The 25,311-nt window shown below is 65.6% G+C and carries 24 protein-coding genes and 1 pseudogene; 16 read left to right on the forward strand and 9 right to left on the reverse strand.

Translation table 11 applies throughout. From position 1 onward, the window contains the following. Positions 1-88 precede the first annotated feature (88 nt). Entirely contained in the window at positions 89-1,000 is a 912-nt protein-coding gene (locus tag CAG11_RS05665; RefSeq protein WP_085595302.1) for a LysR family transcriptional regulator, read from the reverse strand. Positions 1,001-1,117: 117 nt separating this feature from the next. Here CAG11_RS05665 and CAG11_RS05670 point away from each other — a divergent pair, with 117 nt between their 5' ends. The 3 genes from CAG11_RS05670 to CAG11_RS33770 all read left to right on the forward strand — a co-directional run bounded on the left by CAG11_RS05670 (position 1,118) and on the right by CAG11_RS33770 (position 2,776). Then, complete coding sequence (locus CAG11_RS05670) at positions 1,118-1,411, forward strand: putative quinol monooxygenase (protein WP_085595304.1); 294 nt, start codon at positions 1,118-1,120, stop codon at positions 1,409-1,411. Positions 1,412-1,441: 30 nt separating this feature from the next. Further along, positions 1,442-2,455, forward strand: a complete 1,014-nt coding sequence (locus CAG11_RS05675; protein ID WP_085595307.1) for a zinc-binding alcohol dehydrogenase family protein — start codon at positions 1,442-1,444, stop codon at positions 2,453-2,455. A gap of 144 nt (positions 2,456-2,599) precedes the next feature. Beyond that, positions 2,600-2,776 carry a hypothetical protein gene (locus tag CAG11_RS33770; RefSeq protein WP_022642106.1) on the forward strand — a complete coding sequence of 59 codons (177 nt, stop codon included), beginning with the start codon at positions 2,600-2,602 and terminating at the stop codon, positions 2,774-2,776. Between the two features lies 1 nt (position 2,777). Here CAG11_RS33770 and CAG11_RS05680 read toward each other — a convergent pair whose 3' ends face one another. Both CAG11_RS05680 and CAG11_RS05685 read right to left on the reverse strand, forming a co-directional pair. Continuing rightward, positions 2,778-3,971, reverse strand: coding sequence for a Bcr/CflA family multidrug efflux MFS transporter (locus tag CAG11_RS05680; protein WP_085595309.1), 1,194 nt, complete (start codon positions 3,969-3,971; stop codon positions 2,778-2,780). Between the two features lie 92 nt (positions 3,972-4,063). Beyond that, complete coding sequence (locus CAG11_RS05685) at positions 4,064-4,261, reverse strand: heavy-metal-associated domain-containing protein (protein ID WP_022642104.1); 198 nt, start codon at positions 4,259-4,261, stop codon at positions 4,064-4,066. A 146-nt stretch (positions 4,262-4,407) separates the two neighbouring features. Between CAG11_RS05685 and CAG11_RS05690 the strand changes: the two genes are divergently transcribed. The 3 genes from CAG11_RS05690 to cueR all read left to right on the forward strand — a co-directional run bounded on the left by CAG11_RS05690 (position 4,408) and on the right by cueR (position 7,728). Further along, positions 4,408-4,791 carry a hypothetical protein gene (locus CAG11_RS05690; protein WP_022642103.1) on the forward strand — a complete coding sequence of 128 codons (384 nt, stop codon included), beginning with the start codon at positions 4,408-4,410 and terminating at the stop codon, positions 4,789-4,791. A 139-nt stretch (positions 4,792-4,930) separates the two neighbouring features. Then, a complete protein-coding gene (locus CAG11_RS05695) occupies positions 4,931-7,327 on the forward strand; it encodes a heavy metal translocating P-type ATPase (RefSeq protein ID WP_085595311.1) in 2,397 nt (798 codons plus the stop codon). Beyond that, positions 7,324-7,728 carry a Cu(I)-responsive transcriptional regulator gene (cueR, locus tag CAG11_RS05700; protein WP_085595313.1) on the forward strand — a complete coding sequence of 135 codons (405 nt, stop codon included), beginning with the start codon at positions 7,324-7,326 and terminating at the stop codon, positions 7,726-7,728. The genes CAG11_RS05695 and cueR overlap by 4 nt, the downstream gene beginning before the upstream one ends. Before the next feature lie 174 nt (positions 7,729-7,902). Here cueR and CAG11_RS05705 read toward each other — a convergent pair whose 3' ends face one another. Further along, positions 7,903-8,799 carry a PA4780 family RIO1-like protein kinase gene (locus CAG11_RS05705; RefSeq protein ID WP_022642101.1) on the reverse strand — a complete coding sequence of 299 codons (897 nt, stop codon included), beginning with the start codon at positions 8,797-8,799 and terminating at the stop codon, positions 7,903-7,905. 559 nt (positions 8,800-9,358) lie between these two features. Between CAG11_RS05705 and CAG11_RS34440 the strand changes: the two are divergent. Together CAG11_RS34440 and CAG11_RS34445 are read left to right on the forward strand one after the other, a co-directional pair. Continuing rightward, positions 9,359-10,291: pseudogene (locus CAG11_RS34440) on the forward strand (cache domain-containing protein); the annotation flags it as partial. Positions 10,292-10,420: 129 nt separating this feature from the next. Further along, a complete protein-coding gene (locus tag CAG11_RS34445; protein WP_371263444.1) occupies positions 10,421-11,149 on the forward strand; it encodes a methyl-accepting chemotaxis protein in 729 nt (242 codons plus the stop codon). Positions 11,150-11,191: 42 nt separating this feature from the next. On the opposite strand, the gene CAG11_RS05715 is transcribed toward CAG11_RS34445, so the two are convergent. Next, a complete protein-coding gene (locus CAG11_RS05715) occupies positions 11,192-12,469 on the reverse strand; it encodes an acetyl-CoA C-acetyltransferase (protein WP_085595316.1) in 1,278 nt (425 codons plus the stop codon). Positions 12,470-12,631: 162 nt separating this feature from the next. On the opposite strand from CAG11_RS05715, the gene CAG11_RS05720 reads away from it, so the two are divergent. Both CAG11_RS05720 and CAG11_RS05725 read left to right on the forward strand, forming a co-directional pair. Further along, on the forward strand, positions 12,632-13,984 hold the full coding sequence (locus tag CAG11_RS05720) for a 3-oxoacyl-ACP reductase (RefSeq protein ID WP_085595318.1): 1,353 nt from the start codon (positions 12,632-12,634) through the stop codon (positions 13,982-13,984). Between the two features lie 2 nt (positions 13,985-13,986). Continuing rightward, positions 13,987-14,850 (forward strand): MaoC/PaaZ C-terminal domain-containing protein, encoded by an 864-nt coding sequence (locus CAG11_RS05725; protein ID WP_085595320.1) that lies wholly within the window; start codon positions 13,987-13,989, stop codon positions 14,848-14,850. 6 nt (positions 14,851-14,856) lie between these two features. Here CAG11_RS05725 and CAG11_RS05730 read toward each other — a convergent pair whose 3' ends face one another. Then, complete coding sequence (locus CAG11_RS05730; RefSeq protein ID WP_022642095.1) at positions 14,857-15,306, reverse strand: DMT family transporter; 450 nt, start codon at positions 15,304-15,306, stop codon at positions 14,857-14,859. Positions 15,307-15,696: 390 nt separating this feature from the next. Between CAG11_RS05730 and CAG11_RS05735 the strand changes: the two genes are divergently transcribed. Then, positions 15,697-17,406: a collagen-like triple helix repeat-containing protein gene (locus tag CAG11_RS05735; protein WP_085595322.1), complete on the forward strand. Its 1,710-nt coding sequence runs from the start codon at positions 15,697-15,699 to the stop codon at positions 17,404-17,406. A gap of 189 nt (positions 17,407-17,595) precedes the next feature. Next, entirely contained in the window at positions 17,596-19,272 is a 1,677-nt protein-coding gene (locus tag CAG11_RS05740; RefSeq protein WP_085595324.1) for a ShlB/FhaC/HecB family hemolysin secretion/activation protein, read from the forward strand. A gap of 113 nt (positions 19,273-19,385) precedes the next feature. Here CAG11_RS05740 and CAG11_RS05745 read toward each other — a convergent pair whose 3' ends face one another. The 3 genes from CAG11_RS05745 to CAG11_RS05755 are packed head-to-tail and all read right to left on the reverse strand — an operon-like array spanning position 19,386 to position 20,315. After that, on the reverse strand, positions 19,386-19,799 hold the full coding sequence (locus CAG11_RS05745) for a response regulator (RefSeq protein ID WP_085595326.1): 414 nt from the start codon (positions 19,797-19,799) through the stop codon (positions 19,386-19,388). Positions 19,800-19,856: 57 nt separating this feature from the next. Continuing rightward, a complete protein-coding gene (locus tag CAG11_RS05750) occupies positions 19,857-20,063 on the reverse strand; it encodes a Flp family type IVb pilin (RefSeq protein ID WP_085595328.1) in 207 nt (68 codons plus the stop codon). A gap of 45 nt (positions 20,064-20,108) precedes the next feature. After that, positions 20,109-20,315 carry a Flp family type IVb pilin gene (locus CAG11_RS05755; protein ID WP_085595330.1) on the reverse strand — a complete coding sequence of 69 codons (207 nt, stop codon included), beginning with the start codon at positions 20,313-20,315 and terminating at the stop codon, positions 20,109-20,111. 337 nt (positions 20,316-20,652) lie between these two features. Here CAG11_RS05755 and cpaB point away from each other — a divergent pair, with 337 nt between their 5' ends. From cpaB to CAG11_RS05775, 4 genes are read left to right on the forward strand one after another with little or no spacing between them, the layout of a single operon-like run. Then, positions 20,653-21,591 (forward strand): Flp pilus assembly protein CpaB, encoded by a 939-nt coding sequence (gene cpaB / locus CAG11_RS05760; protein ID WP_085595332.1) that lies wholly within the window; start codon positions 20,653-20,655, stop codon positions 21,589-21,591. A 19-nt stretch (positions 21,592-21,610) separates the two neighbouring features. Further along, positions 21,611-22,846 carry a type II and III secretion system protein family protein gene (locus tag CAG11_RS05765; protein WP_085595334.1) on the forward strand — a complete coding sequence of 412 codons (1,236 nt, stop codon included), beginning with the start codon at positions 21,611-21,613 and terminating at the stop codon, positions 22,844-22,846. After that, a complete protein-coding gene (locus tag CAG11_RS05770) occupies positions 22,843-24,036 on the forward strand; it encodes a protein TadZ (protein ID WP_022642087.1) in 1,194 nt (397 codons plus the stop codon). Before CAG11_RS05765 ends, CAG11_RS05770 begins: the two co-directional genes overlap by 4 nt. Then, a complete protein-coding gene (locus CAG11_RS05775; RefSeq protein WP_053132208.1) occupies positions 24,033-25,304 on the forward strand; it encodes a CpaF family protein in 1,272 nt (423 codons plus the stop codon). Before CAG11_RS05770 ends, CAG11_RS05775 begins: the two co-directional genes overlap by 4 nt. Positions 25,305-25,311 lie beyond the last annotated feature (7 nt).

Raw genomic sequence — 25,311 nt, forward strand, 5'->3', positions numbered from 1 at the left:
GACGTCCAGGGTCGCAACGCCCGCAGGCGGTCGACGCGGAGCATGTCCTGGGAGTGCTATGTCGTGGCGGGGCTACGCCACAGGAAGCTCATGCCGGGCGGCGAGCGCTGATCTCGGCGCAGCGTCTTTGCAACAGATCGCGCAACAGCTTCACCGGTTTGCTCAGGTGCGCCCGGTGGGTGCAGAGCAGGTTCAGCGACGCCCGCTCGCAGGTCAGCTCCGGCAGCAGCACTTGCAGGCGCCCCTCCAGCACATCGGCGGCCACATCCAGCCAGGACTTGTAGACGATCCCGGCCCCGGCCAGGGCCCAGCGCCGGACCACATCGGCATCGTCGCTCAGGCGGTCGCCACCGACGCTGAGGCTCACCTCGCGCTTGCCGTCATGAAAGCTCCAGAGATCGTGGGCCCGGCTGTCGAGCATGTACAACAGGCAGTTGTGCTGGGCCAGTTGCTCCAGCTGGCGTGGCTCGCCATGGCGCGCCAGGTAGCCGGGAGCGGCGCACAGCACCCGGCGGTTGTCCGGGGCTACCGGCAGGGCCACCAGGCTCGAGTCCTCCGGTTCACCGTAGCGCAGGGCGATGTCCACCGGCTGGCGGAACAGGTCGGCGATCCTGTCCCCCAGCAACAGGCGCACGCTGAGCTTGGGATGCTCGCGCTGGAACTCGTCGAGCCAGGGCAGCAGCAGGTTGCGCCCAAAGTCCGAGGGAGCGGAAAGCTGCAACACGCCGCTGACCTGGTCCTGCCCGCTGGCCAGCAGGCGCCGGCCGTCATCCAGGTTGCCCAAGGCGGCGCGGGCGTACTCGAGAAACCCCTCGCCCTCGGCGGTCAGGCGCAGACTGCGGGTGGAACGAGCCAGCAGGCGTGCGCCGAGGTGGTGCTCGATGCGCTTGAGGGCGGCGCTGGCCACCGCCGGCGAAAGGTCCATGACCCGGGCCGCCGCCGACAGGCTGCCCAGGTCGGCGGCACGCACGAACAACTGCAAGTCATCGAATCGCAACACGGCCAGCCTCGGATTATCAAAAAAATATTGAAAGAGACTGCTCTTTTAGCCGGTTTTACCCGGTGAAGAAATAGCCAATCATCTCTCCATCGTCCAATTCCGCCGAGGAATACCCCGATGTCCGATCCCTTCACCGCCATTGCCACCCTGGTCGCCCGGCCAGGCCAGCAACACGTGTTGCAACGCGAACTCAGTACCCTGGTGGCGCCCAGCCGCGCCGAAGTCGGTTGCCAGTATTACCAACTGCACCAGGATGCCGAGCAGCCGGGCACCTTCTACGTCCTGGAGCGCTGGGATAACCAGGCGGCCCTGGACCTGCACAACGGCACCGCACATTTCCAGGCCTTCCTGGAACACACCCGCGATGCCCTCGAACACTTCGAACTCAAGCGCCTGCAACTGATCGCCTGACCCTCTTCAATCTCTTTAAAGGAACCCATCATGAAAGCCATCGCCTATTACCAATCGCTGCCGATCGACGATCCTCGCGCCCTGCAAGATATCGAACTGCCGGAGCCTACCCCCGGCCCTCGCGACCTGCTGGTGGAAGTCAAGGCCATCTCGGTCAACCCGGTGGATACCAAGGTGCGCCGCAACGTCCAGCCCGAAGGCGGGGCCGCCAAAGTCCTGGGGTGGGACGTAGCCGGGGTGGTCAAGGCCGTGGGCAGCGAGGTCAGCCTGTTCAAGGCTGGCGACCAGGTGTTCTACGCCGGCTCCATAGCCCGCGCCGGGGCCAACAGCGAAGTGCACGTGGTGGATGAGCGCATCGTCGGCCACATGCCCAAGAGCCTGGGCTTTGCCGAAGCCGCCGCCCTGCCGCTGACGGCGGTCACCGCCTGGGAACTGCTGTTCGATCGCTTGCAGGTCAGCCAGGACCCGCAGAACAAAGACCAGAGCTTGTTGATCGTCGGCGCCGCTGGTGGCGTCGGTTCGATCCTCACTCAACTGGCGCGGCAACTGACCGGGCTCAAGGTGATCGGCACCGCCTCGCGCGAGCAGACCCAGGCCTGGGTGCGCGAGCTGGGCGCTCATGCAGTGGTGGATCACAGCCAGCCACTGAGCGCCGAGCTCAAGCGCATCGGCATCGAGCAGGTGACCCACGTGGCCAGCCTGACCCAGACCGACACTCACCTGGACCAACTGGTCGAAGCCCTGGCGCCCCAGGGCAAGCTGGGGTTGATCGACGATCCGCAAAGCTTCGACGTGACCAAGCTCAAGCGCAAGAGCCTGTCGCTGCACTGGGAATTCATGTACACCCGCTCGCTGTTCGAGACTCCCGACATGCAACAGCAACACGTGATCCTGACGCGGGTCGCCGAGCTGATCGACGCCGGCACCCTCAAGACCACGGTCGGCGAGCACTTCGGCCGGATCGACGCCGCCAACCTGCGCCGCGCCCACGCCCTGCTGGAGAGCGGCAAGGCCAAGGGCAAGATCGTCCTGGAAGGTTTCTGAGACGACGCCAGGCGGCCAATATCACGCTAGCGGCGTGGTGTCGGCCGTCAGTCAGAGAGTTGATTCCGGTCATGGTTTTGACCTCGTTCAGGTCTACACTGGGGCTCCCTTGCAGTGCAGTCTTTTACCGTTAGGAGGTCAGCAATGAAGATCCTGATAAAAGAATTGGCAACCCCTCAAGGCTCCCAATGGCAAGTACGCCTGGACCAGCACGCCGTGACATTCCGCAGCGAGGCCGAGGCCCGGGCCTTCACCCAGACCCTGCAGGGCCGGCTGCAAGCCCCGCATACGATTCCCCAGCCACAACGCGCCGCCGGTTGACTCAGCGGGCGGCCTGCAGGGCCCGGGCGTTCTGCAAGCGCCGGGTCATGACCGCCATGCTCACCGCCAGCACGCCGCACAGGCAGATGACCATCGCCATGGGCGTGGCGCTGCCGTCGTGCAGCACGCCCACCAGGTAGGCCGCGCCCGCGGCCACACTGAACTGCAGGCACCCCAGCAGCGCCGAGGCGCTGCCAGCCCGTGCGCCCTGGCCATTCATGGCGCAGGCCGCGGCGTTGGGGATGATGCATCCCAGGCTGGCGATGCATACGAACAGCGGTACCAGCAGCGGCCATAGCGCCGCGGTATGCAAGGTACTGATGCCCAGCAGGGCCAGCCCCGCAGCCAGGTAGATCCACACGGTACGGGCCAGCAGGAAGGCCGGCCCGCGCTTGGCTAACAGCCGCGCGTTGACCTGGGCCACCAGGATGAAACCGCCGGCGTTGATCCCGAAGAACCAGCCGAAATGCTCCGCTGGCACCCCATAGAGCTTGATGAGAACGAAGGGCGAGCCGGCGATATAGGAGAACATCCCGGCAATGGCGATCCCGCCGGTCAGCGCATGCCCCAGGTACACCCGGTCCTTGAGCAGCAAGCCGTACTGGTGCAGCGCCCCGGACAACGGCAGGCGCGCTTGCTCGGCCGGCATGCTTTCCGGCAAGCCCAGGGCCACCGCCAGCCCGGACAGGGCACTGAACAGCGTGAGCATGATGAAGATCGACTGCCAGCCATGCAGATTGACCAGCAGGCCACCGAGCATGGGGGCCAGGATTGGCGCCAGGCCCATCACCAGCATCAGTTGCGAGAACACCTTGGCCGAACCCACCGCATCGCATTTGTCGCTGACCACCGCGCGGGAGATCACCATCCCGGCGCAACCGCCCAGGGCCTGGACGAAGCGCGCACCGATCAGCCATTCCAGGCTCGGCGCATAGGCGCACGCCACCGACGCCAAGGTGAACAATCCAACCCCGGCCAGCAGCGGCGGTCGGCGGCCGAAGCGATCGGCCAATGGCCCATAGAGCAGTTGCCCGATGGACAACCCCAGGAAGTAGGAGGCCAGGGTCAGCTGGACGTGTTTTTCATCGGTGGCGAAAGCCTGGGCCATTGCCGGGAAGGCTGGCAGGTAGAAGTCGATGGCCAAGGGGCCGAATGCGCTCAGGGCGCCGAGAATCAAGATAATGCGTAGGTTCATGGCATCCAAACGAGCGTCGGGTCAGCGGCCCGATAGTTTATCCGTGCTTGGACGCCTTGAACATTCCGGTAGGTCGCTAACGATCAGATCGATCAGGCAACCTGCACCGCATAGCCTTCTTCGCTGATCAGGCTGATCACTTCATCGTTGGACAGCCGGCTCTCGACCCCCACTTCCTTGGCCGCCAGGTCCACCCGCACGGTGGCTGCCGGATCCTTGCTCTGCAAGGCCTGGGTGATGGCTCGCACGCAGTGGCCGCAGGACATGCCTTGAACGTTGAATACTTGCATTGCACTTCTCCTGTGTTGAAGTTGGGCAGAGTCTTGTCCTTGCCACCATGGCAAGGTCAAGTTCCAGCGCAACCTGCCGGGCTGGAAATCGACGCCGCGCTCGGCCAAGCTTCACTCCTTATGTCATCAAAGCGGGAGATTCAGCCATGCGCTGGTCAACTTTCAGCCTCGTCGGCCTGCTGGGCCTGTTCGCGGCAGTGCCACCGGCCCTGGCCGCCGGCGAGGATTACGGCGTACTGATCATTTCCAGGGAGCGGCTGGAAGTCGCCACCTCCTGTGAAATCGGCCTGTACATCCAGGACCAGCTGGCCGGCCGGCTGTTCCAGGAACAGAGTACGTCCTTCAACCTGCCCGCAGGCAAGGTGGCGCTGAGCCTGAAGCTGCTACCGGGCCAGGCCCCAGGCTGCAACGCCGGCATGCTGGCCCCCAACGCCCAGGAGGTCAGCCTCAGGGCTGGCGAAGTGCTCAAGTACCGCATCGCCACCAGTCCCTCCGGCATGTATCTCAAGCCCGCCTCCCTGGGCTACTGACCGGTTGCCCGGCGTCCCTCGACGCCGGGCCGGTGCATTTTGTCCCTGGGACAAAATGAAGCACCCGCGCAATGCCCCTTGACCTTGCCTGAGTGGCAAGGTTGATCCTGTAGCCAACCGTCTACAGGGAGTGGTCCCCATGTCCGATTCAATCACCTTCAACCTGCCGATCGCCGGCATGACCTGCGCCAGCTGCGCCGGACGCGTGGAACGCGCCCTGGGCAAGGTCGCCGGCGCCGCTGCGGTGAGCGTCAACCTGGCCACGGAACAGGCCCGGGTCGAGGCACCGGGAGGTAGCCTGCCAGCCTTGGTGGCCGCCGTGGAAAACGCGGGCTACAGCGTGCCCGTGCAGAGCCTGGAACTGAGCATCGGCGGCATGACCTGCGCCACCTGCGCCGGCCGCGTCGAGCGCGCCTTGAGCAAGGTGGCGGGAGTGCGCAGCGCCAGCGTCAACCTGGCCACCGAGCGTGCCCACCTGGAGCTGTTGGGCCAGGTCGATCCGGCGCAGTTGATCGAGGCCGTGACCAAGGCGGGCTATCGCGCCAGCCTGTGGCAGGCCGAGCAACGCCATGACGCCGATCCCCAACACCAACTGCGGCGCGAGCGCTGGAGCCTGGCACTGGCCATCTTGCTGGCCCTGCCATTGGTGCTGCCAATGCTGGTGGAACCCTTGGGCCTGCACTGGATGCTCCCGGCCTGGGCCCAGTTCGCCCTGGCCACACCCGTGCAATTCATCTTCGGTGCGCGCTTCTACGTGGCGGCCTGGAAAGCCGTGCGCGCCGGCAGCGGCAACATGGACCTGCTGGTGGCCCTGGGCACCAGTGCCGGCTACGGCCTGAGCCTTTATGAGTGGGCCACGGCCGCGCCAGGCAGCATGCCGCATCTGTACTTCGAAGCCTCGGCGGTGGTCATCGCCCTGGTGCTGCTGGGCAAGTACCTGGAAAGTCGCGCCAAGCGCCAGACCGCCAGTGCCATCCGCGCCCTGGAGGCCCTGCGGCCGGAGCGGGCGATCCAGGTGATCGACGGCCGCGAACAGGAAGTGGCCATCAGCGCCCTGCGCCTGGGCGACCTGGTACTGGTCAAGCCCGGCGAGCGCTTCGCAGTGGACGGCGAGGTCGTCGAAGGCCAGAGCCATGCCGATGAAGCCCTGATCAGCGGTGAAAGCCTGCCGGTGCCCAAGCAGCCCGGCGACAAGGTCACCGGCGGCGCCATCAACGGCGAAGGCCGACTGCTGGTACGCACCCAGGCCCTGGGCGCGGAAACCGTGCTGGCAAGGATCATCCGCCTGGTGGAAGACGCCCAGGCCGGCAAGGCGCCGATCCAGAAACTGGTGGACAAGGTCAGCCAGGTGTTCGTGCCCACCGTGCTGGTGCTGGCGCTGATCACCCTGGTGGGCTGGTGGTTGTCCGGCGCATCCCTGGAAACCGCCCTGATCAACGCCGTGGCCGTACTGGTGATCGCCTGTCCCTGTGCCCTGGGCCTGGCCACCCCCACCGCGATCATGGCCGGTACCGGCGTCGCCGCGCGCCACGGCATCCTGATCAAGGACGCCGAAGCCCTGGAACGGGCCCATGAGGTCAGCTCGGTGGTGTTCGACAAGACCGGCACCCTCACCTCGGGCACCCCGCGCATCGCCCATATGCAAGCCGTGGATGGCAATGACGACAGCCTCCTGCAACTGGCCGGCGCCTTGCAGCGCGGCAGCGAACACCCATTGGCCAAAGCCGTGCTGGACCTGTGCCAGGAGCGCCAGCTGGCGGTCGCCGATGTCAGTGCCAGCCAGTCCCTGACCGGCCGCGGCATCGCCGGCACCCTCCAGGGCCGGCAACTGGCCCTGGGCAACCGTCGCCTGCTGGAAGAAAGCGGCCTGAACCCGGGCGACCTGGCCCAGGCCGCCAAGGACTGGGAACACGAAGGCCGGACCCTGTCCTGGCTGATCGAGCAAAGCCCGCAATCCCGGGTACTGGGCCTGTTCGCCTTCGGCGACACGCTCAAGCCCGGCGCCCTGCAGGCGGTGCGGCAACTGCGCGCGCGGCACATCAGCAGCCACCTGCTGACCGGTGACAACCGTGGCAGCGCCAAGGTGGTAGCCGATGCCCTGGGCATCACCGACGTCCATGCCGAAGTGCTGCCCGCGGACAAGGCCGCCACCGTGGCCGAACTGAAGAAAACCGGGGTGGTGGCCATGGTCGGCGACGGCATCAATGACGCCCCGGCCCTGGCCGCCGCGGACATCGGCATCGCCATGGGCGGCGGTACCGACGTGGCCATGCACGCGGCCGGCATCACCCTCATGCGCGGCGAGCCACGCTTGATCCCGGCCGCCCTGGAGATCAGCCGCAAGACCTACGGCAAGATCCGCCAGAACCTGTTCTGGGCCTTCGTCTACAACCTGATCGGCATTCCCCTGGCCGCCTTCGGCCTGCTCAACCCGGTGCTCGCCGGCGCCGCCATGGCCTTGTCCAGCGTCAGCGTGGTGAGCAATGCGCTACTGTTGAAAACCTGGAAACCCAAAGACCTGGAGAATGCCGGATGAACATCGGCCAAGCAGCGCGCAAGAGCGGCCTGAGCGCCAAGATGATCCGCTACTACGAGTCCATCGGCCTGCTCAAGCCGGCCCACCGCAGCGACAGCGGCTATCGCCTGTACGGCAACGAAGACCTGCACAGCCTGGCATTCATCAAGCGCTCCCGGGACCTGGGCTTCTCCCTGGAAGAAGTGGGCAAGCTGCTGACCCTGTGGCAGGACCGCCAGCGAGCCAGCGCCGACGTGAAGGCCCTGGCACGCCAGCACATCGACGAGCTGAACCAGAAGATCCGCGAACTAGCGGGCCTGCGCGACACCTTGCAGGACTTGGTGGAGCACTGCCACGGCGACCACCGCCCGGACTGCCCGATCCTCAAGGAGCTGGCCTCCGGCAATTGCTGCGGGTCTTGATGGTGTAGCCGCTGCCGCAGGCTGCGCACGGGCGCGCAGCGCTCGCAAGTTAGAGGCCTGAAGGTCCCGCGGACCTTGGCGCAGCCTCGCAGGCTCGACAGCGGCTACAGGGAATCGAAGTGCCAGGTAGCTTGCAGAAATGAAAAATCCGGCCGAGGCCGGATTTTTCATGGGTCACTGCATCCAGGGCGGAGGCGGTGGCTCGTCGGATTTGCCCGGCGGTCTTTCGTCCTCCGCACGGGCAGCCCGGCGGCGCTCTTCGTCGAAACGCGCCGCTTCGATCTCGCGCATCACGCTGCCCACGTCCGCCCGCTCCTGGGAGTCGGCGAACTCACCGGTCAGCACGCTGCCCGGATGCAAGGTGCCCGCCTCGTACAAGGCCCACATTTCCTTGGCATAGCGGGTGCGCTTGAGCTCCGGGGCGAAACGCCCGAAGTAGGCGGCCATGTTGCCGACATCGCGCTCGAGCATGCTGAAGGCATGGTTGTTACCGGCCGCGTCCACCGCCTGGGGCAGGTCGATGATCACCGGCCCTTGCGGCCCCAGCAGCACGTTGAACTCGGACAGGTCACCGTGCACCAGGCCGGTACACAGCATCAGCACGATCTGGGAAATCAGGAAGGCGTGATACTCACGCGCCTGCTCCGGCTCCAGCACCACATCGTTCAGGCGCGGCGCGGCATCGCCGTATTCGTCGGCCACCAGCTCCATGAGCAGCACGCCTTCGAGGAAGTCGAACGGCTTGGGCACCCGGACCCCGGCATTGGCCAGGCGAAACAACGCGGCCACCTCGGCGTTCTGCCAAGCGTCCTCGGCCTCCTTGCGCCCGAACTTCGAGCCCTTGGCCATGGCCCGGGCCTGGCGGCTGTTGCGGACCTTGCGGCCCTCCTGATACTCCGCCGCCTGGCGGAAACTGCGTTTGTTGGCCTCCTTGTAGACCTTGGCGCAACGTATCTCCTTCCCGCAGCGCACCACATACACAGCTGCTTCTTTGCCACTCATGAGTGGACGCAGCACCTCATCTACCAGACCGTCTTCGATCAGCGGCTCAATGCGTTTTGGAGTCTTCATCAGCTTTTATTCTGGTTCCCTTGTTACCAAACACGCGAAAGTCACTCGTTATACGGCAATCCTCCCACGACGGGAAAGGGCTGCCGGTCTCCCCTGCCCTGCAATGCTCGCAATATGCCGCTGCAGCCCTTGTCCACCAAGGGACAACGCTGGCCGGGCGCCCCCGACAGGAGGATTTTTCTTCCTGCCGACTCAATTTTCCACGGCCTGGGCCGAAGTCCTTAGAGACAAGGGAGTTTGTCCGACAATCCAATAAAGACGTCAGCATCCGGCCAAGGTTCGATCGCCGCCTGCCGCACTCGCTCCAGGGATGGCAACCCGCACAGATTCCAAGCTGCCCAGGGTTTCGCGAGGTGCCCGCACTTCGTGGACTGACAACACAACAAGAAAAACCGGAGCGCAGATGAACATCAGACAGAAACTCACCTGGGCCTTTGCCGTCATCGCCTGCCTCCCCGTGGTGCTGGTCGCCACGCTGGTGGTGATGAACCTGCGCAGCGATGCCGAGGACGGCTTCGTCGACAGCAGCAATCGCGAAATCCGCCAAGTGGCCAACGCCATGCAGCTGTTCTTCGAGGGCATCAGCCAGAACATCGATTACCTGGCGGCTCAACCCCTGCTCACCCAGGCCGGCGACAACCTCAAGACCTGGATGAGCGCCGAAGCCGCCAAGGCCCCCGAAGGCGAACAGGACAAACGCATCTTCGAACTGTTCGCCGCCATGGCCGCCAGCCATCCGGCTTATTCCTATGTGTCCTATGGCGTGAGCAATGGCGGCTACGTCTCCTGGCCCGCCGACCTGAAGCTGAGCAACTACGACCCACGTGTGCGCCCCTGGTACCAGACCGCCCAGGCCAACCCGGGCAAGACCCTGCGCACCGCGGCCTACTACTGGGCCAACGACGATGCGGTGCTGGTCAGCACCGTGCGCTCCCTGGGCAACCAGTTGGGCGCCCAAGGCGGCGTGGTCGCGGTGGACGTCTCGCTCAAGCAGCTCACCGAGATCGTCAAGCAGATCAAGCTGGGCGAATCCGGCTACCTGATGCTCCTGGAAAACAGCGGCACCATCCTGGTGGACCCCAAGCAGCCGGAACACAACTTCAAGGCCCTGGGCAGCCTCGGCAGCGGCTACGAGCAACTGGCCAAGGCCGGCAAGGGCCTGGTGCAGGTGGAGCTGGGTGGCAAGCGCTACATGGCCAATATCTGGCCTTCCGAGCAACTGGGCTGGACCTTCATCGGCCTGATCCAGCAGGACGAAGTCATGGGCCAGGCGACCCAGCTGACCTGGATCATCGCCATCATCGCCGGGGTCCTGGCGGTGTTGTTCGCCGTGTTCGGCGCCAGCTTCGCCGGCCTCATCGTGCGTCCGATCCGGGGCGTGGCCAGCGGCCTGGAAGGCATCGCCCAGGGCGAGGGCGACCTGACTCGCAGCCTGGACATCCGCGGCCGCGATGAAACCGCGCAACTGGCCAACTGGTTCAACCAGTTCCTCGCGGCGATCCGCAAGCTGATCCAGAACATCGGCCAGGCCGCCCAGAAGATCCTCGCCACCTCCCACTCCTCGACCCAGGTCTCCAGCGACATGGCCGAGGCCGCCGGACGCCAGCGCGAAGCCGTGGACATGGTGTCCACCGCGTTCCATGAAATGGTCGCCACGGCCAACGAAGTGGCGCGCTCCTGCAGCCAGGCCGCCGAATCCGCCGACAGCGGCCAGCGCCAGGCCCGCGAAGGCCAGCAGCAGATCGACGCGGCGGTGCACAGCGTCGATCGCCTGAGCCAGGAGATCGAACAATCGGCGCAATCGATGCAGCAACTGGAGCGCGACAGCAACGATATCCAGTCGATCCTCGGCACCATTCGCTCCATCGCCGAGCAGACCAACCTGCTGGCCCTCAACGCGGCCATCGAGGCCGCGCGCGCCGGCGAACAGGGCCGTGGTTTTGCCGTGGTGGCCGATGAGGTCAGGGCGCTGGCCAAGCGCACCGCCGACTCCACCGCCGAGATCGACGGCCTGCTGGGCAACCTGGCCAAGCGCACCAGCGCGGTGACCCAGCAGATGCATGCCAGCCTGGAAGTGTCCCAGCAATCGGTGGAGCGCATTGGCCTGGCGCGCAACAGCTTCGGGCAGATCCGCGAATCGGTGGATGTGATCCGCGACATGAACACCCAGATCGCCACCGCCGCCGAAGAACAGCATCAAGTGGCCGAAGACATCAACCGGCACATCAGCCAGATCCATGGCGACGCGCAACTGGTGGCGGAACTGGCCAACTCGGCGCGCCTGGACTCCCAGAGCCTGGCGGACCTGTCCAACGAACTGGACGGCCTGGTCCGGCGCTTCAAGACCTGACCCGTGGCGGCGAGGGGAATGCCCCTCGCCTGGCCGGAGCCGTCAGCGCTCGACGATGGCCGTCACGCCCTGCCCGCCCGCGGCACAGATCGAGATCAACCCACGCCCCTGCCCGGCCACGCTCAACAGCTTGGCCAGGTTGGCGACTATGCGCCCGCCGGTGGCGGCGAAAGGATGTCCCGCCGCCAGTGAACTGCCCTTGATATTGAGTCGCGAACGATCGATCGCCCCCAGGGGCGCCTCCAGGCCCAGGCGCGACTTGCAGTACTGCGGGTCTTGCCAGGCCTTGAGGGTGCACAGCACCTGGGCGGCGAAGGCTTCGTGGATCTCGTAGTAGTCGAAGTCCTGCAGGCTCAAGCCGTTGCGCGCCAGAAGGCGTGGCACGGCATACACCGGAGCCATCAGCAAGCCTTCGGCGCCATGGACGAAGTCCACCGCCGCCGCCTCGCCGTCACGCAGGTAGGCCAGGATCGGCAGGCCACGCTCCCGGGCCCATTGCTCGCTGCCCAGCAACACCAGGGAGGCGCCATCGGTCAGGGGCGTCGAGTTGCCGGCAGTGAGGGTGCCCTGGCCGCCGCGGTCGAACGCCGGCTTGAGTCCGGCGAGCTTGTCCAGGGTCAGGTCCGGGCGCAGGTTGTTGTCCCGGGTCAGGCCGAGGAATGGCGTCAGCAGGTCATCGTGCCAGCCCTCGGCATAGGCGGCGGCCATGTGCAGGTGGCTGTCCAGGGCCAGCTGGTCTTGCGCGTCCCGGGGAATGTCCCAGGTCTTGGCCATCTGCTCGCAATGCTCGCCCATGGACAAGCCGGTACGCGGCTCGCCGTTGCGCGGCAGCTCCGGCTTGAGGTGGCGCGGGCGCACCTGGGACAAGACCTTGAGCTTGTCACCCAGGCCCTTGGCCCGGTTGGCCTGGAGCAGGATCTTGCGCAGCCCTTCGTTGACCCCGATCGGCGCATCCGAAGTGGTGTCGACACCACCGGCGATGCCGCAGTCGATCTGCCCCAGGGCGATCTTGTTGGCCACCAGCAGCACCGCTTCCAGGCCCGTGCCGCAGGCCTGCTGGATGTCATAGGCCGGGGTGGCGGGCGACAGCCGCGAGCCCAGCACGCATTCACGGGTCAGGTTGAAATCCCGGGACTGCTTGAGCACCGCTCCGGCCGCCACCTCGCCGATGCGCAACCCATGCAGGTTGTAGCGCTCGATCAGGCCCTCGAGGGCAGCGGTGAGCATGGCCTGGTTGCTGGCGGTGGCGTAGGCGCCGTTGGAACGGGCGAAGGGGATACGGTTGCCGCCGATGATCGCGACGCGACGCAGTTGTGTCATGGAAAGCTCCCTGTTCGGTGAATGCGACTGCGGTGGGTATCTCCTCCACCAGCGTAGGTTCTCATCCGGCGCCTGCTCGGCCCTGCAAGGAGAACCCCTGATCGAACGACCCGAAGCCATTCGTGGTCCACACTTTGAACCCCAACCTGCGGAGTGCGTTCCATGTCCGACCGTTATATCGACTTCGCCAACTCGGGCATCGGCCAGCGCCTGGTCGGGGCCCTTGGCCTGCCCTCGCCGACGCGCCTGGAGCGCTGGCAGGCTGGCCGCTTGCGGCCCATCGAAGGTGCCTTGCTGATCGGCGGCGGCCCCCTGGCGCGACAGGTGGCGGACCTCGCGCCACGCCTGACCGATGCGATCTACAGCTATGGCAGCGACCCGGCCCTGGCCAGCCCCTGGATTCCCGGACATGGCCCCAGGCTCAAGGCCGTGGTGTTCGACGCCAGCGAACTACTGCAGATCGACCAGCTCAAGCAATTGCGCGAATTCTTCCAGCCGCTGCTGCGCAACCTGGCGCCCAGTGCTCACCTGGTGCTGCTCGGACGTCCGCCGCAAAGCCTCGACGCGCCCTTCGCCGCCAGTGCCCAGCGAGCCCTGGAAGGCTTCAGCCGTTCCCTGGCCAAGGAGTTGCGCAACGGCGCCACCCTGCAACTGCTGTATGTGGAGGCCGGGGCCGAAGACCAGCTGGAAGGCGCATTGCGCTTCTTCCTCTCGCCCAAGAGCGCCTTCGTTTCCGGCCAGGTGCTGCACCTGCAGCCCTGCACCGCCCAGGTCCGGGACTGGAGCCGGCCCCTGGCCGGGCGCAAGGCCCTGGTCACCGGAGCGGCACGGGGCATCGGCGCGGCCATCGCCGAGACCCTGGCCCGGGATGGCGCCCAGGTGCTGTTGCTCGACGTTCCCCAGGCCCAGGCCGACCTCGAGGCCTTGGCCGCACGCCTTGGCGGGCAGGCCATCAGCCTGGATATCTGCGCCGAAGACGCAGCGCCAAGGTTGCTCGAACAGTTGCCCCGGGGCCTCGACATCCTGGTGCATAACGCCGGCATCACCCGGGACAAGACCCTGGCCAACATGACCCCGGAATACTGGGATGCGGTGCTGGCGGTCAATCTCGGAGCACCGCAGGTACTGACCCAGGCGCTGCTGGACAGCCAGTGCCTGCACGAGCACGGCCGGGTGATCCTGCTGGCCTCCATCAGTGGTATCGCCGGCAACCGCGGCCAGACCAACTACGCCGCCAGCAAGGCGGGGCTGATCGGCCTGGCCCAGGCCTGGGCGCCACGGCTCAAGGCCCGGGACATCAGCATCAATGCCGTGGCCCCGGGGTTCATCGAGACCAGGATGACCGCCAGCGTACCCTTCGCCTTGCGCGAAGCCGGGCGACGCATGAGTTCCCTGGGCCAGGGCGGCCTGCCCCAGGATGTCGCCGAAGCCGTGGCCTGGCTCGCCCAGCCCGGGAGCGGCGCGGTCAGCGGGCAGGCCCTGCGGGTCTGCGGTCAAAGCGTGCTGGGAGCGTGAAGATGACAGGACACTGGCACGAGCTGAACATCCCCGCGCCGCTGCCGAAGCTGTTTCTCAAGGCCGCATTGCGGCGCAAGATCAGCGGCACGCACTTGCCCGACCAGGGCCTGCGTTGCTTGATCAGCCTCGACCCCGGGCAACTGGCGGCCTACCGCAAGGTCTGCGGGTTTACCGACAACGGCCTGCTGCCCGTCACCTACCCCCATGTGCTGGCGTTCCCGCTGCAGATGCAACTGCTGACCGCCAGCGACTTCCCCTTTCCCTTGCTGGGGCTGGTGCACCTGGGCAACCGGATCCGCGTGCTACGACCCATGGGTAACGTCAGCAGCGTGCGGGTCGGGGTCCGGGTGGGTAACCTGCGCGCACACGCCAAGGGCGCGACCTTCGACCTGGTGACCAGCATCGACGACCTGCTGGGGCCGCTCTGGGAAGCCCGCAGCGAGATGCTTTGTCGCGGGGTCAAGCTGGCCGCTTCCGGGCCAGCGCCAACCCCTGCCGAACGTGAGCCAGGCCCAGGCCTGGAGGCCGTGGCCAACTGGCGGGCAGAGAGCGATATCGGCCGGCGCTATGCCAAGGTGTCGGGCGACTACAACCCGATCCACCTGAGCGCCTGGAGCGCACGACTGTTCGGTTTTCCCCAGGCCATCGCCCATGGCCTGTGGAGCAAGGCCCGGACCCTGGCGGCGCTGGAGCAGCACCTGCCCACGGCGGGCGTGCAGATCACGGTGCGCTTCGCCAAGCCGGTGCTGCTACCCGGCGAAGTCCGCCTGCTGGCCAGCGCCGCCGGCTCCAGCGGCGACTTGCAGCTGCTGGGCAAGGGTGGACTGCAACATATGCAAGGAGACTGGCAACCACTGCCCTGAGCGTCGTCACCCTCGACGAATCAGCACGACGCCAAGGATGATCAGCAGCAATCCGGCCATCTTGCCGAGGCTGATCGGCGCCTCGCGAAACCCGGCCCAACCGAAGTGATCCAGGGCCAGGGCCATGCTCAACTGGCCGGCCAGCACCAGCGTCATGAACAGCAAGGCGCCAATGCGCGGCCCGGCGAACGCTGCGACGGTGATGAAGAACGCTCCCATCAAGCCCCCGCACCAATGCCACCAGGTCAGCCCCTTGAGGGCGCTCAACGATGGCGTCTCGCGCTGTATCAACACCAGGAGCAGCAACGCCATGGTGCCGACGAAGAAGGAAATCATCGCCGCGACGAACACACTACCGACCTGCTTGGCCAACTGGCCATTGACCCCGGCTTGCAAGGCAATCAGGGCACCGGCAACGAACGGCAGGCACAGTAGCCACCAGACTGGAGTCAGCATCAAAAGCTCCCGCAAAAATTAAGGCGCGCAGTATAAGCCAGTGCCTCGGCTGACAACACGGGCCAGCCAACGCTGCAGCCAAGCATTTCGCCCTATTAATTGTATGTATATAACTTTGGTCGAGGACCACCAGCGGCGCTACCCGGCAAGCTCATTACTTGTTGTTTTAGATAGCCTTTCTTAAATACACGCAGACTCTTTCAATACTTTCAGGCTATTCATTTATAAGCATCTGGCAGCCGAAAAATAAGTCATTAATACCAACTTCATAATTGTTCGAAGTTCCCTTCGCGACTTTCATCTGGACAACGGACGACGACATCTCCAGCAGCAGAACTGGCGAGCCATCGAAAACAACAGACGTTGTAACAGGTGCAAGGAACAACTCTCATGAACACTCAATCCGGATGGAAGACGTTAACGGCCCTGACCATGATCCTGACCCTCAGCCTGGCCGGCTGCAGCGGTGGTGGTGGCGGCCACAAGAGTGGCAGCAGTTCTTCATCGCCCGCCAGTACCGACAGCGGCACTGGTGGCACCGACGGAACGGGCGGTGGCACTGGCGGTGGAACCGGTGGTACAGGCGGAACAGGCGGTGGCACTGGTGGTGGAACCGGTGGTACCGGCGGAACAGGCGGTGGCACTGGTGGCGGAACCGGTGGTACCGGCGGAACGGGCGGTGGAACTGGTGGTGGCACCGGCGGCACTGGCGGTGGAACTGGCGGAACAGGCGGCACCGGTGGAACCGGAGGTACAGGCGGGACGGGTGGAACAGGCAGCACCGGCACCCCCCTGACCACCAGCAGCCTGGTATCGGACCTGGGCACCACCATCAGCGGTGTCGGCACCGGAGTCAGCGGCCTGGGCGACTCGCTGAGCGGCACCCCCGTAGTCGGCGGCGTGGTGCAAAGTGCGGTCAATACCACCGGCAACGTGGTGGATACCGTGGGCGATGGCCTGACCGATGGCCTGGGCAAGCTGGGTACCGATCCCAAGGCCCTGAGCAAGACCACCGCCACCGTCGGCAATGTAGTCAGCGACGTCGGTACCGGGGTCACCAATCTGAGTGGCAAGCTGGCCACCAGCACCCAGAGCGTGCCGGTAGTCGGCGGCGTGGTGACTCGGGTCGCCCCGACGCTTGGCAGTGTCGGCGCCCGAGTGACGATGCTCGGCAATACCCTGAGCACCACCACCAGCAGCGGCCCATTGGGCACCCTGACCGATAACCTGGGTAACCAGGCCCTGGTGCCGGTGGTCAGCATGGCCGAAGGCCTGACCGGCAAACTGGGCAGCACCACAGGCCTCGGGACTCCGGTCAAGGGCTTGCTCAACGGCGTGGCCCAGGCAGTGGACGGCACCGGCGACAAGGTCAGCGGCGCCGGCAACGGCAGTCCGGTGACCAACCTGCTGGGTACCGCCCTGAACAACACTGGCGCCAGCGTGGGCACCGCCGGCGGCTACCTGGCCAGCTCCGGCTCCGGAAGCGGTACGGGTAATGGTGGCACTGGGCCCAACAACGGCCTGCTGGAGACCGTGGGCGGCGCCGTGGCCAACCTGAGCAACGGCCTGAACGCCGGCAACACCAACGGTACCGTCAGTGCCGGCGGCGTCACCGGTGCCTCCGCCGGTGGCCTGGTGGCCTCGGTCGGTGGTGCCCTGGGTGGCAGCGGCACTCCCAACCTGACGGTCACCGCACCACTGGCCAGTGTCGGGGCCAGCGTCGGCTCGGCACTCAATCCAGTCACCAGCGCGGCCAGCGGCCTGACCCAGCAAGTGGGTGCAGCCACCGGCACCGGAGCCCCGGTCGCCGGCCTGCTGAACCAGGTGGGCGGCGCGGTAAGCAACGTCGGCACCAGCCTCGCCGGCAGCACCGGCACCGGCCAGGTCGGTACGGCACTGGGTGGCACCTTGAACGCAGTGGGAGGCACCGTGGCCGCGGCAGGCGGCCTGGTCAACGGCGGTACCGCTCCCAGCGGTGGCCTGCTGGGTGGCTTGAATGTAGGGGCTTCCGCCAGTGGCGGCGCCTCCACCGGAACCACCAGCGGCGGCCTGGGCGGCGTGGTAGGAGGCCTCACCGGCGCCTTGGGCGGCACTCGATAATTTGCACCTGGCCGATTCGACGGCCCCACCTACAGCGCCTACGCTTGGTTGAAGGCGAGAGATTCAAATGGGTCTCTCGCCTTTTTGTTCATCCTGGGCACGACATTCCTGAGCCGCCCCGAGCCTGTAGCCGACGGCCACCAGGCATGAGCACCTTGGCATCACCGCAATTCGACCATGGAGTGTCCTATGCGTACGTTGGCCAGCTTGTTGTTACTAGGGTGCTGCTCCAGCGCCTATGCCGACTCCCTGCCGCGCTTTCTCAACAACAACGACAGTATCAACAACCTGCCGACCCCCAACCTGCCGGTGGACGCTTACCGCCCGGCCAGCCCGAAACTGCAGCTTCCCGAAGAACCCTCGGTACCCAAGGGCCAGCAACCGCTGCAGATGGGCACCAAGCTCACCGTGCGCCAGCTACAGATCGAAGGTGGCACTGTCTATCCTCTGGAAGAGCTGGCGGCCATCTACCGGCCGCTGATCGGCCATGAGGTCAGCTTCAACCAACTGATCGAGGCTACGCGCAGCATCACCAAGCGCTACCAGGACGACGGCTACCTGCTGTCCTACGCTTTCATTCCACAGCAACGCTTCGACCAGGGCACCTTGCGGATCGTGCTGGTGGAGGGATACATCCGCGATTACCAGTTGCAGGGCGACATCGGCCCGGTGTCGGCCTACCTGGACAAGCTGGTGGCCAAGCTCAAGGCCGAGCGCCCGCTGACCCGCAAGACCTTCGAACGCTACACCACGCTGATGAGCCGGGTGCCCGGGGTGACGTTGCAAGCCGTGGTGCCACCACCGGGCACCACCGACGGTGCGACCGGGTTGGTGGCCGTAGCCAGCCGCAAACCCATCACCACTACCCTCAACAGCAACCAGGACAACCGCAATGGCATGCAGGCCCTGGTGGGCATCACCAGCAACTCGCAGACCACCTGGGGCGAGCAGCTGACCCTCAGCGGGCTATTCCCGCCAGGCAAGGACAAGGAGCACTACTACCGCCTGGACTACAACCAGCTCCTGGGCTCGGAGGGCACCCAGCTGAGCCTGTACGGTGCGCGCTACCGTGCCGATCCGCATAGCGACATCCTGCTCAGCAACGGCCTGGTGCTGGAGCCCCATCGAGAGAACGACCGGTTCTCCATTGGTGTCAGCCACCCTTTCATCGCCTCGCCCAACGAAATGCTCACCCTCGGTACACGCCTGTACGCGGTGAACGACAAGACCCGCTATCGGGTGAATGGCCTGCCTTTGTCAGTGGAAGAAAAGACCGACATTCGCGCCCTGGCATTGGAAGGCGACTGGAGCAAGTCGGACCAACGCCAGCTACGGATCCTCAGCGCCGGCCTGTACCGCGGCCTCGACAGCATGGGCGCCAAGACCAACAACACCCTCTACGACCTGGACTTCTTCCGTGTGCGCCTGGCCGGCGTGCAGAGCAATCGCTTCCTCGACAACTGGCAGGGCGTGCTGTCCGGCGCCCTGTACTGGAGCCGGGACAACTTGCCGGACAGCGAACGGGCCAGCTTCGGCGGCCAGAACTTCGCCCGGGGCTACCCTGATGACCAGACCACCGGCGACAAGGGCTGGGGCGTGGCCTATGAGGTCAACTACAGCTTCAACCGCGAAGGAACCTGGGTCCGGGTGCTGCAGCCCTACGTAGTGCTGGATCGCTCCAAGACCTGGTTCAACGAACTGCCAGTCAGGGGCAGCAGCCTGTCGTCGGCCGCCGTGGGCCTGCGCTTTGGCGATACCAAGCACTACAACATCGCCGTGGAAGCCGCCAAGCCCATGTCCGACGAAGCCCTGGACACCTACAACCGCCGGCCGCGCTACAGCCTGAGCTTCAGCTACCAGCTCTGAACGAACAGTTGCGTGACTTGTGGCCCGCTTCGGCGGGCCTTTTTTTGCCGCCTTGCCATATATCGAGCACACCAAGGCCCCGGTAATCCGGGCCCCCTGGCGAGACAAGGGAGTCAGGGCCCGACGACGTGCAGTCGGGGCTCGGGAAACAGGTTGTTGAGGGTTTCCAGCAGGCGCACGTGGTAGATCGGCTTGCGGAACAGGTCCAGGACCTGCAGGCGCAGCAGGTCGCTGACATCGTCCATGTCGGCATGGCCCGACATGACGATGACCGGCAGGTGCTGGCGCGAGGTGTGCTCGCGCAAGCGCTTGATCAACGACAAGCCACTCTCCTCGGGCATGCGCAGGTCGGTGATGACCAGCGCGATGTCCGGATGGCGGGTGAGATGGTCCAGGGCCAGCCTCACCGAGAGGGCGGTGAAGCAGGTGAAACCCTCGCCTTCCAGCAGCTCGGCGAGTTCCATCAATGCGTCTTCTTCGTCATCCACAAGAAGCAGTTGCTGGCGTGGGGTGGAGGGAGTGTTCATGAATCCTGCCTTGAGCTGACTGTTCGACGGCCTTCACTGCTGTTGCAGTCGCAGGCCTCAAGGTGTGGGGCGTGTAACCGCCGTTCCTCCCAGGGCAGTGAGGATGTTGTTGAAGATCGCCAGAACCCGGTCGCCCATTGGGGTGACGAATACAACCACGACCACCGCGACCATCGCCACCACGATCGCGTATTCGATGGCCGAGGCGCCCTCGGTACGGGCCAGCAGCAGTCGCGCGCGAAGCAGCAGATATTCAAGCAGCATCAGGTACCTCCCGGCTGCATAACGCAGCCATGCATTCTCGCTGGCTCACGGTGTGGGACGGGTAACGGCAGTGCCTCCGAGGGTAGTCAGTACGTTGTTGAAGATGGCGAGTACCTTGTTACCCAGCGGAGTCACGAATGCCACCACTACCACGGCGACCATCGCCACCACGATTGCGTACTCAATGGCGGAGGCACCTTCGGTACGGTCAAAAAACAGGCGCGCCCTGAGCAACAAATATTGAAGGATCATCCTAGCTCTCCTTTGCGCCAGACGGCGCCGATGGAACCGCACCGAACCCATTTCCCCGGTGCTAATTGAGCATTGTCAACAAAACAGGGCCCAGCAACTGTAAGAACGGATTAATCACTAAGTATTAATCGGAAAGTAAACGCCAGAAACCCAGACACTGTTGAGAGCGTTGTACTTTTGTCAGCTATTTTTTGACCAGGTAATGGCATTTCGTCCTAGCTCAACTACCTTCACATAGCGAAATAGTTGCATGTTCATAGCTGCCTGATTGCGAATCGACTCGTTTGGAATCACGGGCTGTCACGGGCTGTAGTGCAGCAGGAAAGGGAGAGCCTTCATGAACAGTCGCGTCACTATGGGCCTGGCAGGACTTCTTTTGGTCGGTGCGGTGTTTTTCGGGTACTGGGGCCTGGTGCTCAGCCGTCAACCCGAACCCGCTCCAGCCGCAGCGCAACCACCCACTCCCAGCACCGTCGTCGAGCAGACTGCCAGCACCGCCGAAGACCAGACGCGCCAGCCGGTGGTGGTGCTGGTACACGATGTCCCGCCGTTCGTGCCCCTGGCCGCCAGCGACCTGGCCCTGGAGAAACTGCGCACCGCCCCATCGGGCAGCCTGAGCGCCATCGACCAGGCCGTGGGCCGTACTCCATGGCGCCAGCTGAGCGCCGGCACCTGGCTCAACGAACAGAGCTTCGCCAGCGGCGGCGCCCTGGCCCGGATGATCCACAGCGACGAGCGGGCACTGGCGGTAGCGGTCGACGAGGTGATCGGTGCAGCAGGCCAGATGAGCCCCGGCGACTATGTGGACGTCCTGCTGTTCTTGCGCCAGGACAGCGCCAACCCGCAACAGTCGGCGCAGATCGCCGTACCGGCGATTCGCGTGTTGGCCGTGGGCGAACAACTGGGGCTGACCAACGACGGCCAACCGGGCAGCGCCGTGAGCAACGACGAACGGCTCAAGCAGGATCAGCGCCGGATCAACGCCCGCACCGTGGTCCTGGCCGTGCCCGAGCAACTGCTGAGCCGGATGATGCTGGCCACCCAGGTCGGCGTGCTGCGCCTGGCAGTGCGCAGCAGCGAGGAGCAACGCCTGGCCCACTACTGGGCCGGCAACGAAGAGGCAGTCGAGCATCTGGATGCCGCCAGCAGCAACCTGTTCCAGTTCACCCAACTGGCCCTGGGCCGCGCTCCCCGCAGCCCGGTCGCCCAAGGCACCGCGCCACGACCGGCGGTGGAGGTGATCCGTGGCAACCAGGTCACCCAACAGACCCCCTGATCGAGCAAGGATGCAATACATGCGCAGTCGCTCCACGCCCACCTTCATCGCCCTGCTGGCCCTGGCCCAGCTGCTCTGGAATCCGGTCCAGGCCGCTCCGGCAACGGGCTGCTCGGGCCTGGCCCCGTTGCCCGGGGTCTTGGAAGTCGGCGAAGGCCTGCAACAGCAGTTGCAATCGCCGGTGGCGATCACCCGGCTGGCAGTGGGCGACCCGAAGATCGCCGACGTCCAGGCCACCGGCGACCGGGCCTTTCTGCTCACCGGCATGGGCCCTGGAGCCACCAGCCTGATGGTCTGGACCGCCTGCTCCAGCACTCCACGCCAGAGCATGGTGTTCGTCCAGGGCCGGGCCAGCGCCGAGATGCAGGCGGCCCGCGTATCGAGCAGCGCTGATGCGCCGCTGCCCAGCCAGGTGCAGACCGATATCCGCTTCGTCGAGGTCAGCCGGACCAAGCTCAAGGAGGCCAGCGTCTCGCTGTTCGGCCGCGGGCACAATTTCCTGATCGGCTCGCCGAACACCGCCCCGGTCACCAGCGGCACCTCCGGCAGCACTACGCCAGTCTTCGGCAGCATTCCCCTGAACAATGACTCGTTCAACATCGGCTTCGGCGGCGGCCGGGTGCTGACCCTGATCAACGCCCTGGAAGGCAGCGGTTTCGCCTATACCCTGGCCCGCCCGAGCCTGGTGGCCCTCAATGGCCAGAGCGCGAGTTTCCTCGCCGGGGGCGAAATCCCCATCCCGGTACCCAGCACCGGCAGCAACAGCGTGACCATCGAATACAAGGAGTTCGGCATCCGCCTGACCCTGACTCCCACCATCGTCGATCGCGGGCGCATCTCGCTGAAGGTCGCCCCCGAGGTCAGCGAGCTGGACTACAGCAACTCCGTGGCCATCGCCGGCACTCGGGTGCCGGCCCTGACCATCCGTCGTACCGATACCAGCATCTCCCTGGCCGACGGCGAGAGCTTCGTCATCAGCGGCTTGATCAGCACCCGCAACAGCTCCCAGGTCAACAAGTTTCCCGGGCTGGGCGACCTGCCGGTGCTCGGCGCCTTCTTTCGCGACAACTCCATCAGCCGCGAAGAACGCGAACTGCTGATGGTGGTCACCCCGCATCTGGTCCAACCCCTGGCGGTGGATGCCAAGCTGCCGGCCCTGCCAGGGGAACGCTTGCGCAACTACGATCCGAATTTCTATCGCATGTTCTTCCTCGAGAACGGCAACTTCGATAAACGCAGTGGGCTGTCGCAATGAGCCAGAACCAGAACCTGAGCCAGACCTTCCTCGCCATCACCCGCAACAGCACCGACCTGGAATGGCTGCAGGGCGCCCTGGCGCCCCTGGGCCAGGTGGTGGGCGCCGATGGCAGCCTGGACGAGTTGCTGGCGCTGGTGGACGTGACCTGCGCCAACCTGGTGTTCGTCGGCCTCGACCGCGAGCACGTGGTGGCCCAGGCGGCGCTGATCGAGGGCGCCCTGGAGGCCAAGCCGATGCTGGCGATCGTCGCCCTGGGCGATGGCATGGACAACCAGCTGGTGCTCAACGCCATGCGCGCCGGGGCCCGCGATTTCGTCGCCTACGGCTCGCGCTCCAGCGAGGTCGCCGGGCTGGTTCGGCGCTTGAGCAAACGCCTGCCGGCGGTCACCCCCAGCACCCAGCTGGGCGGCCTGACCGTGCTCTACGGCGCCCAGGGCGATGGTGACGGCGCGCTGCTGGCGGGGCATCTGGCATTGGTGGTGCAGAAGAGCGGCCAGCAGACCCTGCTGCTGGATCTCGGACTGCCCCGGGGCGACAGCCTGGCCTTGCTGGGCCTGGAGAGTTCGTTCCACTTCGGCGATGCCCTGCGCCACCTGCGCCGCCTGGATACCACCCTGATCGACAGCGCCTTCACCAGCGCCGAGGCCGGGTTGCGGATCCTCGCCTACGCCAGCCACGACGAGCCCCTGGAACACACCAGCGCGGCGGAGCTGTACATGCTGCTCAGCGCCCTGCGCCAGCACTTCCAGCACATCGTGGTGAACCTGGTGGGACAACCGGACAGCGAGGCCCTGCGCACCTTCGTCAGCCACTGCGACAAGCTGCTGTGGTGTACCGACCAGAACGTGCTCGACTGCCGACGCAACCTGGAAGTACTCAACCACTGGCGGGAAAAAGGCATGAAGCTGGAGCACGCGCGCCTGTTGGTGGACCGCTACCTGCGCTCGGTCGCCCCGGACTCCGACACCCTGGGCAAGACCTTCGGCCTGGAAGTGATCGCGGTACTGGCGTTCAGCCCCGAGCTGCGCCTGAACGCCAAGAACCAGGGCGTCACCCTGTTCGAACTGGGCCCGCGCGAACAACTGACACAAGCCCTGCGGACCCTGGGTGAACGCCTGGCCAAGCGTTCCCAAGGCCTGCCCCAGCCCAAGGCCGGCTGGCTGAACCGGATCATGGGGGGCCGATGAGCGGAGAAAAACTCTTTGGCGCGTCGAACCGCGCCAGCGGCAACGCCGACCACGAAGGCCTGAAGCTGGTCCTGCATCGCTACATCATCGATGCCATCGAGGAGTCGGGAAAGAACCTGCTGGAAAGCTCGCGGCAGAACCTCTCGCAGTTCGTCACCGACAAGGTGGCCGAATACATCGCGCGCATGCACCTGGCCATTTCCCGCTATGAAATGGAGCGCCTGGCGGAGGAGATCGTCGATGAGCTGACCGGCTTCGGCCCCCTGGAAGTGCTGCTGCGCGATCCGGCGGTGACCGAGATCCTGGTCAACGGCCCGCACCGGGTCTTCGTCGAACGCGACGGAGTGCTGCACCAGAGCGACCTGCGCTTCATCGATGCGCACCACGTGGAGCGCGTGATGCAACGGATCCTTGCGCCATTGGGCCGGCGCCTCGACGAATCTTCGCCGATGGTCGATGCACGCCTGCCAGACGGCAGTCGGGTCAACGCGATCATTCCGCCGATCGCCCTGGACGGCCCGTGCCTGTCGATCCGCAAGTTTCGCAAGGACATGCTCAAGAGCAGCGACCTGATCGCCATGCAGACCATCGACCAGGCGATCTTCGAGTTTCTCCAGGACGCGGTGGGCAAGCGCTGCAACATCCTCATCAGCGGCGGTACCGGCACCGGCAAGACCACCTTGCTGAACATCCTCAGCCAGTTGATCAATCCCCATGAACGCCTGGTGACCATCGAGGACGTGGCCGAGCTGCAACTGGGACACCCCCATGTGGTGCGCCTGGAAACTCGTCCGCCCAATGCCGAGGGCCATGGCGAGGTCAAGGCCAGCGACCTGATCCGCAACGCCCTGCGGATGCGCCCGGACCGCATCATCCTCGGCGAAATCCGCGGCGTGGAGGTGCTGGATGTGCTGACGGCGATGAACACTGGCCACGACGGCTCCATGAGCACCGTGCATGCCAACAATGCCCAGGATGCCCTGCTGCGCCTGGAGACCCTGGTGGGCCTGACTGGGCGCCACGTCGCCGAGCGCACCCTGCGGCAGATGATCTGCGCGGCCCTGGACGTGGTGATCCAGCTCAGTCGCATGCCCGACGGCCGCCGCTGCGTCAGCGAGGTGGTGGAAGTGGTGGGCATCCGCGACGACATCTATGTCACCAATACCCTGTTCCGCCTGGATCGGCGCACCGGCTTCGGTTTCCTGCGCGAGGCGCTCAACCCCGCCGGGGACAAGCTGCGCCGGGAAATCGGGCTGGGCCTCAACTGAACCGCCG

Origin of the sequence: Pseudomonas sp. B6(2017) (assembly GCF_002112765.1) — a bacterium.
Lineage (GTDB): Bacteria > Pseudomonadota > Gammaproteobacteria > Pseudomonadales > Pseudomonadaceae > Aquipseudomonas > Aquipseudomonas piscis.